Raw genomic sequence first — 14,125 nt, forward strand, 5'->3', positions numbered from 1 at the left:
CGTTGGCCGCCGGCTGGGCGGCGGACGAAGTCCCTGCCGCGTTGGCCGCCGGCACCGCTCCGGCGCTGCCCGCGCCGGGAAATGACGCAAGCAGGATGGATGCAAGCAACAAGGCGGCGATCGCTTTTATCTGCATTTCATTATCCTCCTAGAATCGTTCCGTTTTGTACCATCTGGCTTCCTTGCGCAGCACAGCGTCGCGGACGTACTGGTAAAATCCGATCACCGCCACGACGAGCCACAGCTGGCAGTAGGTGAAGTACATGACGGCAATGAGTCCGATATTGCGCGGCCGACTCTGTCCCTTCTCCATGCTGAGCGCGATCGCCATCTCCAGGATGAAGACCAGATAAGCCATGAACCAGAGAAGCACCGTATTTCCGGCTACATTGTATTCGATCAGCCCCATCATCCCGAGGATGAAAATGATGTCGGACAGCAGAGCCGAGCTCAGGAACAGGAAATAAACCGTGCAGAAATAAAGGAGATCGAACCGGATCCGGCGCGAATCGCGGGAAAAGAGAAGGCCCAGGTTTTTGAGCAGCACGTAGATGTTGCCCTTCACCCAGCGGCTGCGCTGCTTGATCCATACCGGGACCGTCTCCGGCTCCTGCTCCCAGGTCACCGACAGCGGCATGTACTGAATCCGGTAGCCGAGCCGGTAGATCCGGAAGCTGATCTCGGTGTCCTCCGCGATCGCTCTCGTATCCCATCCCCCCATCTCTTCGATGATGGAGCGCCGCACGACGAAGTTCGTCCCCGGTATCGTGCTCAGTCCGAACAGCTGCCATCTACCCGCCTGCACCATCCATTGGAATCCGAGCGTCTCGATGTTGATGAAGCGGGTAAGCCAATTTTTGGACACGTTGCGGGTGCGGAATTTGCCGATGACGGCACCGAGCCGCTTATCCCGCTCCAGAGCGTGGACCAGAATTTTGAGCGCGGAGCGCTCCGGCGTATTGTCCGCGTCATATACGGCCAGAACCTCGCCGGCGCTGGCGAGATATCCGTTGTTGAGCGCTCCCGATTTTCCCTTGCCTCCGGTGACGGCATCGGTCGTCAGCACGCGCAGATTCACCTCGGGATGGTCGGCCTGCAATTGCGCCAGAATCTCTCCGGTACGGTCCGAGGAGTTGTCGTTCACAACGATGATTTCCAGCTTGTCCCGGGGATAATCCAGCTGGATGAGAGCCGATACGGTCTGGCCGATTACCCGTTCTTCGTTATGGGCGGGAATCAGCACCGATACGGAAGGATAGCTCTGCAGCGGCTCATCCACCCGCATCCTCAGCGTCTTGAGGTAATAAATATAACCGCCGATCGTGAGCACGATATTGATGAGCAGCATGACCCAGATGCAGATCATGCAATACAGGAAAAGATAGTCGACAACGCCAAGCTGCCCGTTCATGGTCTCACCTCAAAAACTTTCTGCGGTTGATCTGCCTGCCGACGACGAAAAAGGTGGCGAACGCCGCGGCGACGAGGATGGAAACGACAAGCAGCACGACCATGGCCGATTGGATGCTTTTGTTCACCAGCGTGAGCGACGTTTCGGCTTCCGGCTGGGCAGGGTCAGCCGGTTCGCCGCCGGGAGGAACATACTCGGCGGGGAGATTGCCGTCGATCAGCAGCCTTCCTCCGGTCCGCTGGACGTCGCGGTCCCATTGAATCCGGCCGTCTACGAGGGATGCCTCGGCAAATACGGTGCCGCCGCTGGCCGCTTCCTCCAGCATCGAGGACATCGCTGCAGGATCGGCGCCGGCTTCAAGCCCGATGACGCGGGAAGCCGCCGCGGGCAGCTCCCCTTCGGAAGCGGCCGGCTCCAGCCCTTCCCGATAGGGAAGATAGATTCCGTCCCAGGCCTCCTCCGGGCCGATATCGCGGGAATACCCTTGCCAGGCTCCATCCTCCACGAATAGGCCGGTACGCCGAAGGATCGGCTTCCAGGACGGATCGAACAGCAGATCCAGCGGCCCGCTCATCCCGGCGATGAAAATTCCTTGCTGCGCGTAGGCATCCCACGCCTGCTTCATAAGCCGTTCGGGCTCCAATGAATCCGTCACTCCCGCGACCATGGAGCCTTCCACGTAGGACTGCCACTCATCCGGAGGCGACCAGCCCTTGAGCGGGGCGAGCAGCGGAATGCCGCCTCGTTCCAGCAGGCTTCTGACCTCGGCGAAATAAGCTTTTATTCCTTCCGATTCCGCGTTCACGAATACGGGACGAAGCTCCACGAAAAAGGAGATGTTCCTCTCCTGCAGCCACTCCCCTTTGCGCTCCAGCTCATTGAGATCCAGAAAGGGATTGACATCTTTCAGCATGAAATAGGAAAGGCCTGTCGTCGTGTCCCGGATACCCGGCTTCCGCACCCCAGGCTCTCTCGGTTCGTCCAGCGTTTCCAGGCCGATGCCTTCTTCCGCGAAACGTTTGCGCCAGGCGGAGGCGGCCGTCTCTGCCTGCTCGCCGATCACGTAAGCTTTCGCCAAGCCGGCCCGCTCACCCGGCATCTCGGTACCGGCCAGCTGAAGCGCGACGGAGTCGTGAATCGACTTCAGCATCCGGTACTGGGCCATGAGCCTGTCTCTAGGAACATCGTTCCCGTAGAACAGCATGACCTTGTCCGGACGCTCCGAGGCCGAGGGAACGGAATGGCTGCTGCCGTTGCCCGCAATGGTCAGCGCGAAGGCCGGAGCGGCGATCCATGCGCCGGCTATAAGCCCTGCTGCCAGCAGGGCGAGCAGCCGAGTCCTACACATCATATTCCATGTCCTTCTCCGCGATGCGCCGCAGCATGATGGCGTCCTGGTTCTGCTCGGAATCGTATTCCGCTACCCCTATTCTCAGCTCAAGCCGGACAGAGACGGTTTTGGCCGACCGCTCCAGCTCGTAGGAGTAGATCGTATCCTTGATTCTCCGCTTCACGATCTGGGCGCCGTCGGCATTGCCCAGCAGCAGCAGCGCGAACGTTCTTCCGTCCTCCAGCATATAGGCGGAGTCCTCCGTTCGGGTGCTGTTGACCAGCTGCTTGCCGATCCAGCGGACGACGTCGCCCATCGCTTCGTTGCCGACGATGCTCCGGATATCGTCGTAATAATCAAGCCGGACGAGCATCACCGACAAGGGAAGCTTGTAGCGTCTGGACAGGCCCATATACTGCTGCAGGACGGTGTGGAACACCTTGGCGTTGTCCAAGCCCGTCTTCTCGTCGATCGTCACGTATTCCGAATAGCGTTCCCGCAGGCGACCGTTCTCCCTCTGGATGGAACGGATGGACTGCCCCGCGGACGCCGTCATGATCGCGGCAGCCGGCAGCAGCACCAGCCAGTAGTAGACATGGGATTCGATTCCGCTTCCAAGGACGACGGCCCCGTACATGACATAGCTGCCGTAGAAGAAAATAGCGATGGCCGATACGCACAGAGCGACGACCAGGCTGCTCACATAGGAGACAAGCACGATCGCGAACAGTACGCTCATCAGAATGGCGTTTTCCAGATAGGTTTCCTTTGGCAGCAGAGCGAACCAGTTGACGATTCCGTACGCCAGGATGATGAGCGCCATCATCCAGATATCGAGTTTCTTGATTTCCACCGATGCATTCCTGCCTTCCATCGAATAGTCAGCCAACCGGTCAAGCGGCGGACCGCATGCACGAGCATGACGCCGAACATGAGATCGAAACAGACGTTGAACAAAAAGAGATGCTTGGCGAGGTCCGCATCTCCCGCCCCGAGAAAGGCGATCGCAAGCTGCGACAAGCCGATGACGCCGGGTAGCGCCATGACTTCCAGGCGGAACAGGTCCGCATGGCGACGCCGCCGCCATGCGCGGGCGTAATAGAAGGCCAGCCCGCCGTAATAGACGCCGTAATAAAGCAGAATGAAGCGGAATCCGTCCGGGAACAGCGACTTTTTCAGCGAGCTCCAGCCGGAGAAGAAGGCGGTCTTGGCCCCATAAGGCTTGCCGGCGCTTTTCTCGTAGTTGCCCATCGCATCCGGACGGATGGAGTAGGCCTGGGAGGCGGCCATGTCCAGCTTTTCGAAAGCGCGGTCCGCATGGCGGAGATAATAGCCGATAATCGTTCCGTATCCGAACTTCGAGTAGAACTCTTTTTCCATCAGCGGAGATTCGACCGGTTCAAGCTGATATTTGTCATAGTAGGTCGTCCCTGCAAGAACCGCGAACTTGGGGTCCAGGCCGAGCTCCTTCAGGTCGCGTTCCGGATTCAGGGAGCCTTCCAGTATTCCGCGGGTGACGGCATGGTACTGGTTGATATGCTTGATATCGTCCGTCATGAACAGATAGACGCCCACGGATGCGGCTGCGATTGCGGCCGTTCCGGCGAGCGCGGCACGCCGCCATTTGCCCTTGTCCATCCGAAAGGAAAGTCTTAGCCCCATCAAGGCAAACAGAATTCCGGCCGGGGCGTTCTGCTGCTTCGCTGCGGCGAACAGTACCGCGCATGCTGCCCAGGCGATGAACCACGCCGTCCATCCCGCCTTGCGCTCCGGCAGCCTCATCATCAGCACCAGCGACAGAAGGAGAAAAATATAGGAGGCCGGCTCGCCGTAGAAGGAATTGAAATAGACCGTATAGCCGGTATCGGCCAGAATGAAAGCCGCGGCAGCCGCGGCAAATGCCGCCATGCCCGGCTTCAGCCTGCTCGCCGCTTCCTTTACGATCAAATACACCGCGGCCAGGAACAGGACGGAATACAAAGCTGCAAGAAACCGAAGGTCGAATCGGTTGTCCCCCCGTTATCGCGAGATCGATGCCGAGCGCGGCCCGAATCATCAGCGACAGCGAGGAGACGAAGCGGGAATTCGGGTCGTAAGGGTATTCCCGAATGCCGAATTCACGGTTGAAATAGCCGAAATGCCGGTCCTCGAAGCTGTCCGTCAAATAATAAAGCCCCGGATTATGGATTTCCCGGAAGTAATCTCCGTTGTCCGCCATGCCCGCGTAAGGCTTGGTGAAGAGAAGGACGATCAGCAGCATCCCGACCGCAGCGGCCGCGGCCGCTGCGGCTCCCGGTTTTGGAATTTTTCTCATGCCTGTCCACCCTTCATGGAGCCATTTCATCCCCGGTCATGAAGAACTTGCTGAAATGCGTCTCTCTGTAACACGTTATGTATACATACCCGGTTCACTAGTAGCCTTATCTTATTTCTTTTAATAGAATTCGACAATAATCTACATTTTTCTAGTTTTGTCCTTACGGAAACGATTCTCCGCACCCTTTAACGCCGCGGGACGAAAAAAAAAAGCCCCTATTAAAGGGGCCTCGTGTACTTCCTCACATTGTCATCGAGCTCGGTCCGGATTGGCCATATGCCAGTCCTAATCCAGCTCTTTGAACGCCTCCGTCGTCATCAGCCGCTCGAAGAATGCCTTCTTCTCCGCCCGGTACTCGTCCATGCCGCAGCCCTCGTATCTCCGTTTCAGGGAATCATATTCCTGTAGATACGACTCGTTCCTGGCCAGAACCTCCCTGAACTTCCAGAAAAAATCGGTCTCCGAGCCTGCCACGGTGAGCTGGATGCCGAGCGGCGGCACGGCGCCGTCGTCCTTGAATGCCCTGAAGTGCTCCGTGCTGGAGCTGCCTTCGTTACGCTCATAAAGGGAAGAGAGCATCACGACGGCTTCCGCGAAGCGGTCGGCCCGCACGCGTACTTGAATGTCCAGGTCGCCTTTGGTCAGTCCCCGGGGAAGGGAGGTGCTGCCTACATGCTGGATATCCGCCTCCGGAAGAACGGCGAGCAGCTTGGCTTTCTCCGCCAGGAACAACGACTCCGCAGCCTCCCTGAAGGCGCTGCTGTCCTGAAACCGGACCTCCTCCATCCTATCGTCCTTTCACGAAACGGCTTTGCGCCGGCAGCTCTTCCTGCCGCAGTGCATGTAGGTGCCGGTGAAATCCAGCCTGTGATCGGTCACGGCAAAGCCGTATTCCTTGGCCACTCTGGCTTCCAGCTCAGCGAGCCAGTCGTCCTGGATCTCCTTGACGAGGCCGCATCGGCTGCAGATGAGATGATGATGCATATGCGCCTGGCCCGACGCCCGAAGATCATAGCGGACAACACCGTCGCCGAAATGCATCTTCTCCACGACGGCGAGCTCGCTCAGCAGCTCCAGCGTCCGATAGACCGTCGCAAGGCCGATTTCCGGATGCAGCTTTTTGACTTTCAAATAGATGTCTTCTGCGCTGAGATGGTCGCTTTCGTTCCCGATCAGCACTTCCAGCGTCGCCCGCCTTTGCGGGGTCAGCCTGTACCCTTTTCCGATCACCATGCTGTTGACAGCATCCATGAGCGCAATCGCATGCTGGGACATGAATCTGATCCCCCTTTGTCCTGTGCTATTGTTTAGAATCATTCTTATTTGATTGTACCTCAATCGCCAAAAAAGATCAAAACGCCTCGTTCTAAGACAAGCCGGACAAGAGTACTTCTTGTAATACCCTTCGATGCGAGGTGAGCTTTCATGTCCATTCCCGTATTTATATTGACTGGATTTCTGGGCAGCGGCAAGACGACCCTGCTGCTGAACCTGCTCGTGGAGACGGAGCGGCGCGGCTTGAAGCCGGGAATACTGATGAACGAGCTCGGACGCGAGGATGTGGACGGCGCGATCGTGCAGGAGAAGATCAGCCTGCCGGTCCAAAAGCTGCTGGACGGCTGCATCTGCTGCACGAAAAGAAGCGAGGTCGAGGCAAGCCTGAAGCAGCTGGCTTCGGGAGAACCGGATCTGATCTTCATGGAATTGACGGGAGTGGCGGACCCTGCCGAGCTTGTCGCCATGTTCTCCCCGTCGAATGACGAGCTTCCTCCGGGACTTCAGCTCGAACGGGTCCTGACCGTCGTAGACGCATCCCGATTTCTGGAGCACAACAGCCGTTTCTCCGCGGAGAGGCAGCTGGTGCGTCTGCTCCGCAGCCAGGTAAGCGAGGCCGATATCGTGCTCATGAACAAATCGGATCTGGCTCCGGCCGGCGAGCTCGACAAAGTCCAGAAATCCCTGCGCAAGCTGAACGGGAAAGCGGCTCTCCTGCCGTCCGTCCGCAGTTCCATGGACGTTGCTTCGCTGCTCCACTCCGTTCATCCCCGTCCTCAGGCGCCGGATCGCCGGCTGCCGGCTGCCGGGAAGGCGATGCAGCCGGCGGGGATGCTGCAGGCTTCCCGCGCAGCGACGCTCGCTCCATTTCGAATGGCGTCCCCCGCTGGCCGTCAAGGGCATTCCGAAGGGAATCCAGCGGCAGCGATCCGCTCGTTGACCCTTCCGATGCCGCCGGACACGATGCAGCTGGACGCCGAAGCCGTCGAAGCCTTCCTGTCCCGCCACGAAGCGTGTCTGCTTCGCGCCAAAGGACATCTCGTCTCCGGCGGCCGGATGCTGCTGCTGCAATTCAGCAGCGGGAGGGCGGAGTGGAGTCCGTCCAATTATCCCGGAAAGCCTTATCTGGTGCTGATCGGCACCGATCTGCCCGAACAGAGGCTGGCCGAGGAATGGAGGTCGCTGAAGCGGTCATGAAATGAAGGAAAGGCCGGGCTGAGCAGCCCGGCCTTTCCTTCGTTCATGCGATGCGCATTGCTCGTGCAGGCTTTGCTCGCGAGGGCTTTTCCCGTGCACGCATTGCTCGTGCAGGCTCTACCCGTGCAGACTTTGACCGTGTGGGCTTTGCTCATGCGGGCTTTGACCGTGCGTGCTTTGCCCGTGTGGGCTTTGCCGGGACTAGGACGCTCCCGGCAATTCATCTTCAAGCCGGCTCCAATCATCCTCCATTTCCTCATCCGTAAGCAGGCAGCCGTCCAGGGACGCGGCAATCTGATCCGCTTCGAGCCCGATTCCGATGAAGACGACCCGGTTGATCCTGTCTCCGTAGAGCGGATGCCAGTCCTGCTTCAGATCCGGCTGCTCGCTCATGAGCAAGTCCAGCTCCTCGTCCGGGAGCGCCGCTGCCCAGTATCCCATCGGCCCGAAGCTGATGGATGGTCCCGCCTGGCTGATGGACTGCGCCGTTTCCATCCGGCTCGCCAGCCACATGAAGCCTTTTGCGCGGACGATCTGCTCCGGCCAGTCCCCCATCCATTCCTCCAGCCTTCGCGGATGGAAGGGGCGCGCGCGTTCGTACACGAAGCTGGAAATGCCGTACTCGTCTGTTTCCGGAACATGGACCGGCTGCTCCAGCTCTTTCAGCCACCCCGCCGACATGCTCGCCTCTTCGAAATCGAAGCGTCCGGTATTCAACAGCTCCGATGGAGCCACCCTGCCATGCTCGGCGCGGATCAGCTTCGCCCGGGGCTGGAGACGGCGCAGCGCCGCTTCCAGCTTCGCCAGCTCCTGCTCCGGCACCAGATCGCATTTGTTCAGCACCAGCACATCGCAAAACTCGATCTGGTCGATCAGCAAGTCGGCCACATCCCGGCTGTCGCCTTCATCGACAGCCTGCTTCCTCGCCAGCAGCGAATCTCCGGAGCCGAGATCATGCCAGAACCGGCTGGCATCCACGACGGTCGCCATCGTATCCAGCCGGCAGAAGCGGGACAGGTCGATGCCCGATTCCTCGTCGGCATACGAGAACGTCTGGGCAACCGGCACCGGCTCGCCCACCCCGGTCGATTCGATCAGGATGTAATCAAAGCGGTTCTCTTGAGCGAGCCGCTCGACTTCCCGCAGCAAATCTTCGCGAAGCGTGCAGCAGATGCAGCCGTTGGACATCTCCACGAGCTTTTCGTCCACACGGGAAAGCCCTCCTCCATCCCTGATCAGGGAAGCATCGATATTGACTTCGCTGAGATCGTTGACGATGACCGCCACCCGCATTCCATCCCGGTTGGCCAGAATATGGTTCAGCAGCGTCGTCTTGCCCGACCCCAGGTATCCGCTCAGCACGGTAACCGGCAAAATCCGTCCTGGACCACTCTCCGCATTTCCTTCTACCCGCGCATAGCTGCTGCTGCCTTCAATCGTATGGGAATCCATAGTCAAAACGATCCACTCACCTTTTTGTAAATTTTACGATTTATTGGAGGGAATAAAGCCGGACGAATCCGGCAAAATAGTTATATTTACGATCATTCGACGTAAAGAAAGCGGCGGTTACTCGTTCAAGGCTTTCTTCAATGCAGCCAAATTCTTCTCCATGATGGAAATATAGTCTTCCTGCGCGGCCGTTTCTTCCTGCGTCAAGCCTTCCAGCGGATTGAGAACATCCGTGCCCGCGCCCGTCTCGGCCGCGATCGTATCGGCGATTTTGGAGTCGGCCAGCGTTTCAAAGAAAATGGTGCGGACGTTGTTGTCCTTGACGAACTTGACGACCTGAGCCATCTGCTCCGGCGAAGGCTCCTGCTCCGGCGACAATCCCGATATCGGAACCTGCTTCAAGCCGTATTCCTTGGCCAGATAAGCGAAGGCGGCATGGGACGTGATGAAGTCCTTGCGCTTGACGTCGGCTAGCTGGGATTTGAATTGTTCATCCAGGTCCTGGAGCTTGGAAGCATAAGCATCCGCGTTCTGCTTGTACTGCTCCGCATGCTCGGGATCGGCCTGGCTGAAAGCCGCTTCAATATTGCGCACTTCCTTCATCGCCAGAGCCGGGCTCAGCCACACATGGGGATCGACGGGGTGTCCATGGCTCTCTTCGGCGCTGTCGCCTTCATGATCGTGGCCTTCATGCCCTTCTTCCTCGACGCCTTCCAGCAGCTCGATGCCGCTGCTCGCTTCGACGGCAACCCGCTTGGCGCTTCCGGCGCTATCCAGCGCGCGCTCGGCCCATTCCTCTACGATGCCGTTGTAGACGAATACATCCGCATCGCTGATCTTGGACATGTCCTTTGCGCTCGGTTCCCAGTCATGCGGCTCCGTGCCGACCGGGACGAGAGCGGCGACATCGACGAGATTCCCTCCGACCTGACGGCTGAATTCCGCCATCGGATAAAAGGTGGCGACAACCTTGAGCTTGCCTTCTGAGCTGTCAGGGGAAGCGGCGTTCCCGTTCGTCTTGGCGCCGCAACCCGCTAGGACCAGCGCCAGCGCCGCGGCGGCAGCCGTGCTTCGAATCCACTTGCTGTTCATGATGATGCATTCCTTCTTTCCGCTTGATTAATGGTTATGTGAATCCCCGCTCAGCCTTGGAATCGGGCCGTAGGTATGCATCTCCGTATCGGCAGCCGCCACATGGCTGCTTTTGGAGCGTACGAACCGGACCGCTTTCTTGAGTCCGACGCCGATCAGCAGCAGAGCGAGGAGAACCAGAGCGATCGTGCCGCCCGGAGGCAGGCTCAGCTCGTAAGAGGCCGTGAGGCCGGCAAATACGCCCGTCAGGCCGATGCCGACAGCGAGCAGAAGCGCGGCGCTGAAGCGGCTGGCGATCCGGATCGCCAGCGATGCCGGCAGGACGATCAGCGAGGAGACGAGCAGCACGCCGACGACCGGCATTGCGGCGGCGACGATCATGCCTGTGAGCACGCTGAACATCATCGAGATGAGCCCGACGGGAAGGCCGCTGACGCGCGCCGTCTCCTCGTCGAAAGTCATCTGGTACAGCGGACGCCGCAGCAGGAAGAAGAACAAGCCGCCGATGACCGTTACGGCCGCCATCAGGACGAGCTGGGTCTGATCGACCGCGACAACGGATCCGAACAGATACGACGTGAAGCTTTTGCTGATGCTCTTGTTCAGGCTCATGAGGACAACCGCCGTCGAAAGCCCTCCGACCATGATGATCGCAACCGATATCTCGCTGTACGTCTTGTAGGAACGGCGAACATATTCGACCGCTACCGCCCCGACGACGGCGGTCAGGAAGCCCGACAAGGTCGGGTTCCAATTGAGGTATGCTCCTGCGGCGACACCGGCCAGAGATACATGGGAGAGCATGTCCGCCATGAGCGCCTGCCGTCTGAGCATGAGGTACACGCCCAGCACGGAGGCGATGATCGCGATCAGCCCGCCGGCACAAAATGCCCGTTGCATAAAGTCGTACTGCAGCATTTCCATCCGCCCTCCCCCTTTCTCTCCAGCTCGATGATCCGGTCCAGGTAAGGGCGGCATTCATCCAGTCCATGCGTCACCATGACGATGGTCATGCCGTGGACTTCGACCATATGGCGCATCAGCTCGTAAAATCCGGCCCGGCTTTCCTGATCCATGCCCGTCGTCGGCTCGTCCATGATGAGCAGATCCGGCCGCTGGGTCAGCGCCCTGGCGATGATGATGCGCTGCTTCTGCCCGCCCGACAGCTCGCCGATGCGGCGGCTGCGAAGCTGCCACATCCCCACCTGGCGAAGCGACTTTTCCGCCGCAGCCCGGTCCTTCTCCGTCACCTTGCGGAGCCAGGAGCCGCGGCTGTGGACGCCGGAGAGGACGAACTCCTGCACGTTGCTCGGAAAGCCTCCGTTGAAGGCGGCGATCTGCTGCGGCACGTAGCTGACGGTCAGCCTGCTGCCGTCGTCCCGTTTCCGCGCCAGCTGCACCTTGCCTTTCCACGGCTTCAGCAAGCCGAGCATGAGCTTGAGCAGCGTCGTCTTGGACGCTCCGTTCGGTCCCGTCACGGCGACAAACTCGGCGCTGTGCACCTCGAGGGAGGCGTTGTGGAGCGTCGGCACATCGCTGTATCCGAAGTCGACGTCTTTCAAGGATGCCAGAAGCATGGCCATCCCTCCTTCTATGTTCTATCGTAATTATTACATATTTGGTAGATTGCTTGCCGCCATTCCTGCCTGTCGGAAGGAATTTCAGCTTAATAGTAATCATTACACCTCGACCATTCTATCAGGGTCGGTTCTCAAAGTCAATGACCGGGGCTCCCCGTCAGAAGGCATGTCACGGAAACAAGCTGGAGCCCTGTCCGGAAAAATCCCGGCCGCCTCTCTGCAGGCCGTCATCCAGCAGCGCAGCTCCGCAAAAAAAGAACAAGCCGGCCATCAGCTCCCCGCTTGCTCCTTTTGGCAGTGCTCGCAAATGCCGTAGACTTCGAACCGGTGGTTCATGATCTTGAAGTTGCCCGGCAGCCGCATTTCCTGCTCCATCGGGCAGTAGTCGAAGGTAAGCGTCTTTTCGCAGTTCGTGCAGATCAGATGATGATGATGGTGATGGAAGCAGGCGGCCTTGAACTTAAGCCCGGCATCCATGGAATAGAACTGTTCGAGCACGCCCATCTCGCTCATGAGCCGCAAATTGCGGTACACCGTATCGAAGCTTACGCCGGGGTAAGAGACCGCCATCGCCTCGTACACATCCTTGGGAGACAAGTAGCCTTCGGTCGCAGAGAAAATATCCGCCAGCTTGCGGCGCTGATCGGTGATTCTCCATCCGCTCCTGGACATCGCGTCCAGCATCACTTTGGCTGTTCCGTTCGTCTTCGTTCCCGCCATCGCAAGTCTTCCTTTCCGCGTAACAATCATAGGATATCCCAAGTATACCATAGGAATGCCTTTCCTCGAAATCCGTCCATTCCGGGCTTTGCCTGAATGCGGCGCCCCCGTCCCCGCAAAAAAGCGGACAGGGAACCTGAAAAGTTCCCTGCCCGCCTGCGGTGCAGCCGTTACAGCTTGCCATTGCGCCCGGCCAGCTGGATGATCGATACAACCAGCGCCAGCAGCGCAATCAACGTGTCCGTGCCCATAAGTGCCGCCTCCCGAAAGACATGCTTCCGTCGGCCGGCATCCTCTCCCATGAACAAGCGGATCAAGCTTGGCTCCCCGTACAATCCTATGCGGCAGCGGCCGGAGACATTCCGATTATTCCGCAATAAAAACCATTCCCACATCCTGGAATGCCGACGTATAATATAGGATACAGCGCGCTCACCGGCCGCCTGACCCAGCTCATCAACAAGGGGATACAGCCACCATGAATGTGTATCTGCTGCTGCTCGCTCTGATCATTTATGCCGTCGCCTATTTCACCGGCGTCAGACGCACTCCATGGCTGCTCGCCGCCTTCGCGCCCGGCCGCATCCGGGACCGCGACAAGCTGTACCGGACCGTCGCCATGTACAATCTCATCGCCAGCGTCGTCGTCCTTTTTGTCGGCGTCATCAACCTTCCCGAAATGTCCTACCTCCTCGTCTGCATCGGGGCCGGGTATGTCATTCTGCTCCTGTACTGCAACCGCAAGATGTAAGGGATAACCAAGGAAGAATATAAAAAGCCCGGAGATGCCATGGCATCTCCGGGCTTGTCTGTTTATGGGCTGTATCAGCCTTCGAGAAGGAGCGATTCCGGATCTTCCAGCAGTTCCTTGACGGTCACGAGGAAGCGGACCGCTTCGGCGCCGTCCACGATACGGTGGTCGTAGGACAGGGCGATGTACATCATCGGACGGTTCTCCATGCGCTCTTCGTCGATGGCTACAGGACGGATCTGGATCTTGTGCATGCCCAGGATGCCGACCTGCGGAGCGTTCAGGATCGGGGTCGACAGCAGGGAGCCGAAGACGCCGCCGTTCGTGATCGTGAACGTGCCTCCTTGAAGATCGGAGAGCGCCAGCGTATTTTTGCGGGCTTTGCCTGCAAGCTCGGCGATCGATTTCTCGATGCCGGCGAAGCCGAGGCGGTCGGCGTCGCGCACGACCGGAACGACGAGGCCGTCCGGAGCGGCGACGGCGATGCCGATATCATAGTATTTCTTGAGAATCAGATCGTCGCCGTCGATTTCCGCATTGAGCAGCGGGTATTTCTTCAGCGCGCCGACGACAGCCTTCGTGAAGAAGGACATGAAGCCGAGGCCGACTTCGTTCTTCTCCTTGAAGGCGTCCTTGCGGCGCTTGCGCACGTCCAGAATCGCCGTCATGTCGACTTCGTTGAACGTCGTCAGCATGGCAGCCGTATGCTGGGCTTCCACCAGGCGCTTGGCGATCGTCTGGCGGCGGCGGGACATTTTCGTACGCTCGACCGGCTTGCCTGGCTGCTCCGTGAAGCTGGGCTTCGCTGGAGCGGCCGGGGCTTTGGCTGGCGCTGCCACAGGAGCGGCAGGAGCGGAGCCGTGGTTCGCCACGTCCTGGTTGTAGATGCGGCCGTTAGGGTCCGTGCCTTTGACCTGGTTCAGGTCGATGCCGCGCTCGCGGGCAAGCTTGCGCGCGGATGGCGAGGCGATGGCGGAGCCTTCGCTGCTGGCGTTCGCAG

General features: G+C 59.2%; 15 protein-coding genes. 2 read left to right on the top strand and 13 right to left on the bottom strand.

Annotated elements, in window-relative coordinates; translation table 11 throughout:
* Window positions 1-148: 148 nt before the first annotated feature.
* The 6 genes from BN871_RS24260 to BN871_RS24285 form a co-directional block, all read right to left on the bottom strand.
* Window positions 149-1,411: a glycosyltransferase gene (locus BN871_RS24260; RefSeq protein WP_021880195.1), complete on the bottom strand. Its 1,263-nt coding sequence runs from the start codon at window positions 1,409-1,411 to the stop codon at window positions 149-151.
* Between the two features lie 4 nt (window positions 1,412-1,415).
* Window positions 1,416-2,762: a hypothetical protein gene (locus BN871_RS24265; RefSeq protein ID WP_048749538.1), complete on the bottom strand. Its 1,347-nt coding sequence runs from the start codon at window positions 2,760-2,762 to the stop codon at window positions 1,416-1,418.
* Window positions 2,752-3,594, bottom strand: a complete 843-nt coding sequence (locus BN871_RS24270) for a diguanylate cyclase domain-containing protein (protein ID WP_021880197.1) — start codon at window positions 3,592-3,594, stop codon at window positions 2,752-2,754. The genes BN871_RS24265 and BN871_RS24270 overlap by 11 nt, the downstream gene beginning before the upstream one ends.
* Window positions 3,564-4,721 (bottom strand): hypothetical protein, encoded by a 1,158-nt coding sequence (locus tag BN871_RS28675; protein ID WP_048749540.1) that lies wholly within the window; start codon window positions 4,719-4,721, stop codon window positions 3,564-3,566. The genes BN871_RS24270 and BN871_RS28675 overlap by 31 nt, the downstream gene beginning before the upstream one ends.
* Window positions 4,722-5,343: 622 nt before the next feature.
* The gene (locus BN871_RS24280) at window positions 5,344-5,844 is read right to left on the bottom strand and encodes a GrpB family protein (RefSeq protein WP_021880199.1); all 501 of its coding nucleotides are present in this window, start codon (window positions 5,842-5,844) and stop codon (window positions 5,344-5,346) included.
* A 12-nt stretch (window positions 5,845-5,856) separates the two neighbouring features.
* Complete coding sequence (locus BN871_RS24285; protein ID WP_048749542.1) at window positions 5,857-6,333, bottom strand: transcriptional repressor; 477 nt, start codon at window positions 6,331-6,333, stop codon at window positions 5,857-5,859.
* A gap of 150 nt (window positions 6,334-6,483) precedes the next feature.
* Here BN871_RS24285 and BN871_RS24290 point away from each other — a divergent pair, with 150 nt between their 5' ends.
* A complete protein-coding gene (locus BN871_RS24290; RefSeq protein WP_048749545.1) occupies window positions 6,484-7,530 on the top strand; it encodes a GTP-binding protein in 1,047 nt (348 codons plus the stop codon).
* 201 nt (window positions 7,531-7,731) lie between these two features.
* Here BN871_RS24290 and BN871_RS24295 read toward each other — a convergent pair whose 3' ends face one another.
* From BN871_RS24295 to BN871_RS28030, 6 genes are all read right to left on the bottom strand, one after another.
* A complete protein-coding gene (locus tag BN871_RS24295) occupies window positions 7,732-8,988 on the bottom strand; it encodes a GTP-binding protein (protein WP_232313315.1) in 1,257 nt (418 codons plus the stop codon).
* Between the two features lie 111 nt (window positions 8,989-9,099).
* Window positions 9,100-10,074, bottom strand: a complete 975-nt coding sequence (locus tag BN871_RS24300) for a metal ABC transporter substrate-binding protein (protein WP_048749547.1) — start codon at window positions 10,072-10,074, stop codon at window positions 9,100-9,102.
* A gap of 27 nt (window positions 10,075-10,101) precedes the next feature.
* Window positions 10,102-10,998 (bottom strand): metal ABC transporter permease, encoded by an 897-nt coding sequence (locus tag BN871_RS24305; RefSeq protein WP_048749549.1) that lies wholly within the window; start codon window positions 10,996-10,998, stop codon window positions 10,102-10,104.
* Complete coding sequence (locus BN871_RS24310; protein WP_048749550.1) at window positions 10,944-11,651, bottom strand: metal ABC transporter ATP-binding protein; 708 nt, start codon at window positions 11,649-11,651, stop codon at window positions 10,944-10,946. Before BN871_RS24310 ends, BN871_RS24305 begins: the two co-directional genes overlap by 55 nt.
* A 273-nt stretch (window positions 11,652-11,924) precedes the next feature.
* The gene (locus BN871_RS24315) at window positions 11,925-12,374 is read right to left on the bottom strand and encodes a Fur family transcriptional regulator (protein WP_048749552.1); all 450 of its coding nucleotides are present in this window, start codon (window positions 12,372-12,374) and stop codon (window positions 11,925-11,927) included.
* Between the two features lie 170 nt (window positions 12,375-12,544).
* On the bottom strand, window positions 12,545-12,691 hold the full coding sequence (locus BN871_RS28030; RefSeq protein ID WP_157053899.1) for a hypothetical protein: 147 nt from the start codon (window positions 12,689-12,691) through the stop codon (window positions 12,545-12,547).
* Window positions 12,692-12,852: 161 nt separating this feature from the next.
* Here BN871_RS28030 and BN871_RS24320 point away from each other — a divergent pair, with 161 nt between their 5' ends.
* Window positions 12,853-13,125, top strand: coding sequence for a hypothetical protein (locus BN871_RS24320; RefSeq protein WP_021880206.1), 273 nt, complete (start codon window positions 12,853-12,855; stop codon window positions 13,123-13,125).
* 74 nt (window positions 13,126-13,199) lie between these two features.
* Here the strand turns inward: BN871_RS24320 and odhB are convergent.
* Window positions 13,200-14,125, bottom strand: a 926-nt coding sequence (gene odhB / locus BN871_RS24325) for a 2-oxoglutarate dehydrogenase complex dihydrolipoyllysine-residue succinyltransferase (protein WP_048749554.1), incomplete at its 5' end; no start/stop codon positions are given.

The organism is Paenibacillus sp. P22, from assembly GCF_000469945.2.
GTDB classification, from domain to species: Bacteria; Bacillota; Bacilli; order Paenibacillales; family Paenibacillaceae; genus Paenibacillus_O; species Paenibacillus_O humicus.

What these genes read in the sequence shown, in the direction of transcription:
- BN871_RS24260 (WP_021880195.1), bottom strand. Translation starts at nt 1,411, where the DNA reads ATGAACGGGCAGCTTGGCGTTGTCGACTATCTTTTCCTGTATTGCATG.
- BN871_RS24265 (WP_048749538.1), bottom strand. Translation starts at nt 2,762, where the DNA reads ATGATGTGTAGGACTCGGCTGCTCGCCCTGCTGGCAGCAGGGCTTATA.
- BN871_RS24280 (WP_021880199.1), bottom strand. Translation starts at nt 5,844, where the DNA reads ATGGAGGAGGTCCGGTTTCAGGACAGCAGCGCCTTCAGGGAGGCTGCG.
- BN871_RS24285 (WP_048749542.1), bottom strand. Translation starts at nt 6,333, where the DNA reads ATGTCCCAGCATGCGATTGCGCTCATGGATGCTGTCAACAGCATGGTG.
- BN871_RS24290 (WP_048749545.1), top strand. Translation starts at nt 6,484, where the DNA reads ATGTCCATTCCCGTATTTATATTGACTGGATTTCTGGGCAGCGGCAAG.
- BN871_RS24300 (WP_048749547.1), bottom strand. Translation starts at nt 10,074, where the DNA reads ATGAACAGCAAGTGGATTCGAAGCACGGCTGCCGCCGCGGCGCTGGCG.
- BN871_RS24305 (WP_048749549.1), bottom strand. Translation starts at nt 10,998, where the DNA reads ATGGAAATGCTGCAGTACGACTTTATGCAACGGGCATTTTGTGCCGGC.
- BN871_RS24310 (WP_048749550.1), bottom strand. Translation starts at nt 11,651, where the DNA reads ATGCTTCTGGCATCCTTGAAAGACGTCGACTTCGGATACAGCGATGTG.
- BN871_RS24315 (WP_048749552.1), bottom strand. Translation starts at nt 12,374, where the DNA reads ATGGCGGGAACGAAGACGAACGGAACAGCCAAAGTGATGCTGGACGCG.
- BN871_RS24320 (WP_021880206.1), top strand. Translation starts at nt 12,853, where the DNA reads ATGAATGTGTATCTGCTGCTGCTCGCTCTGATCATTTATGCCGTCGCC.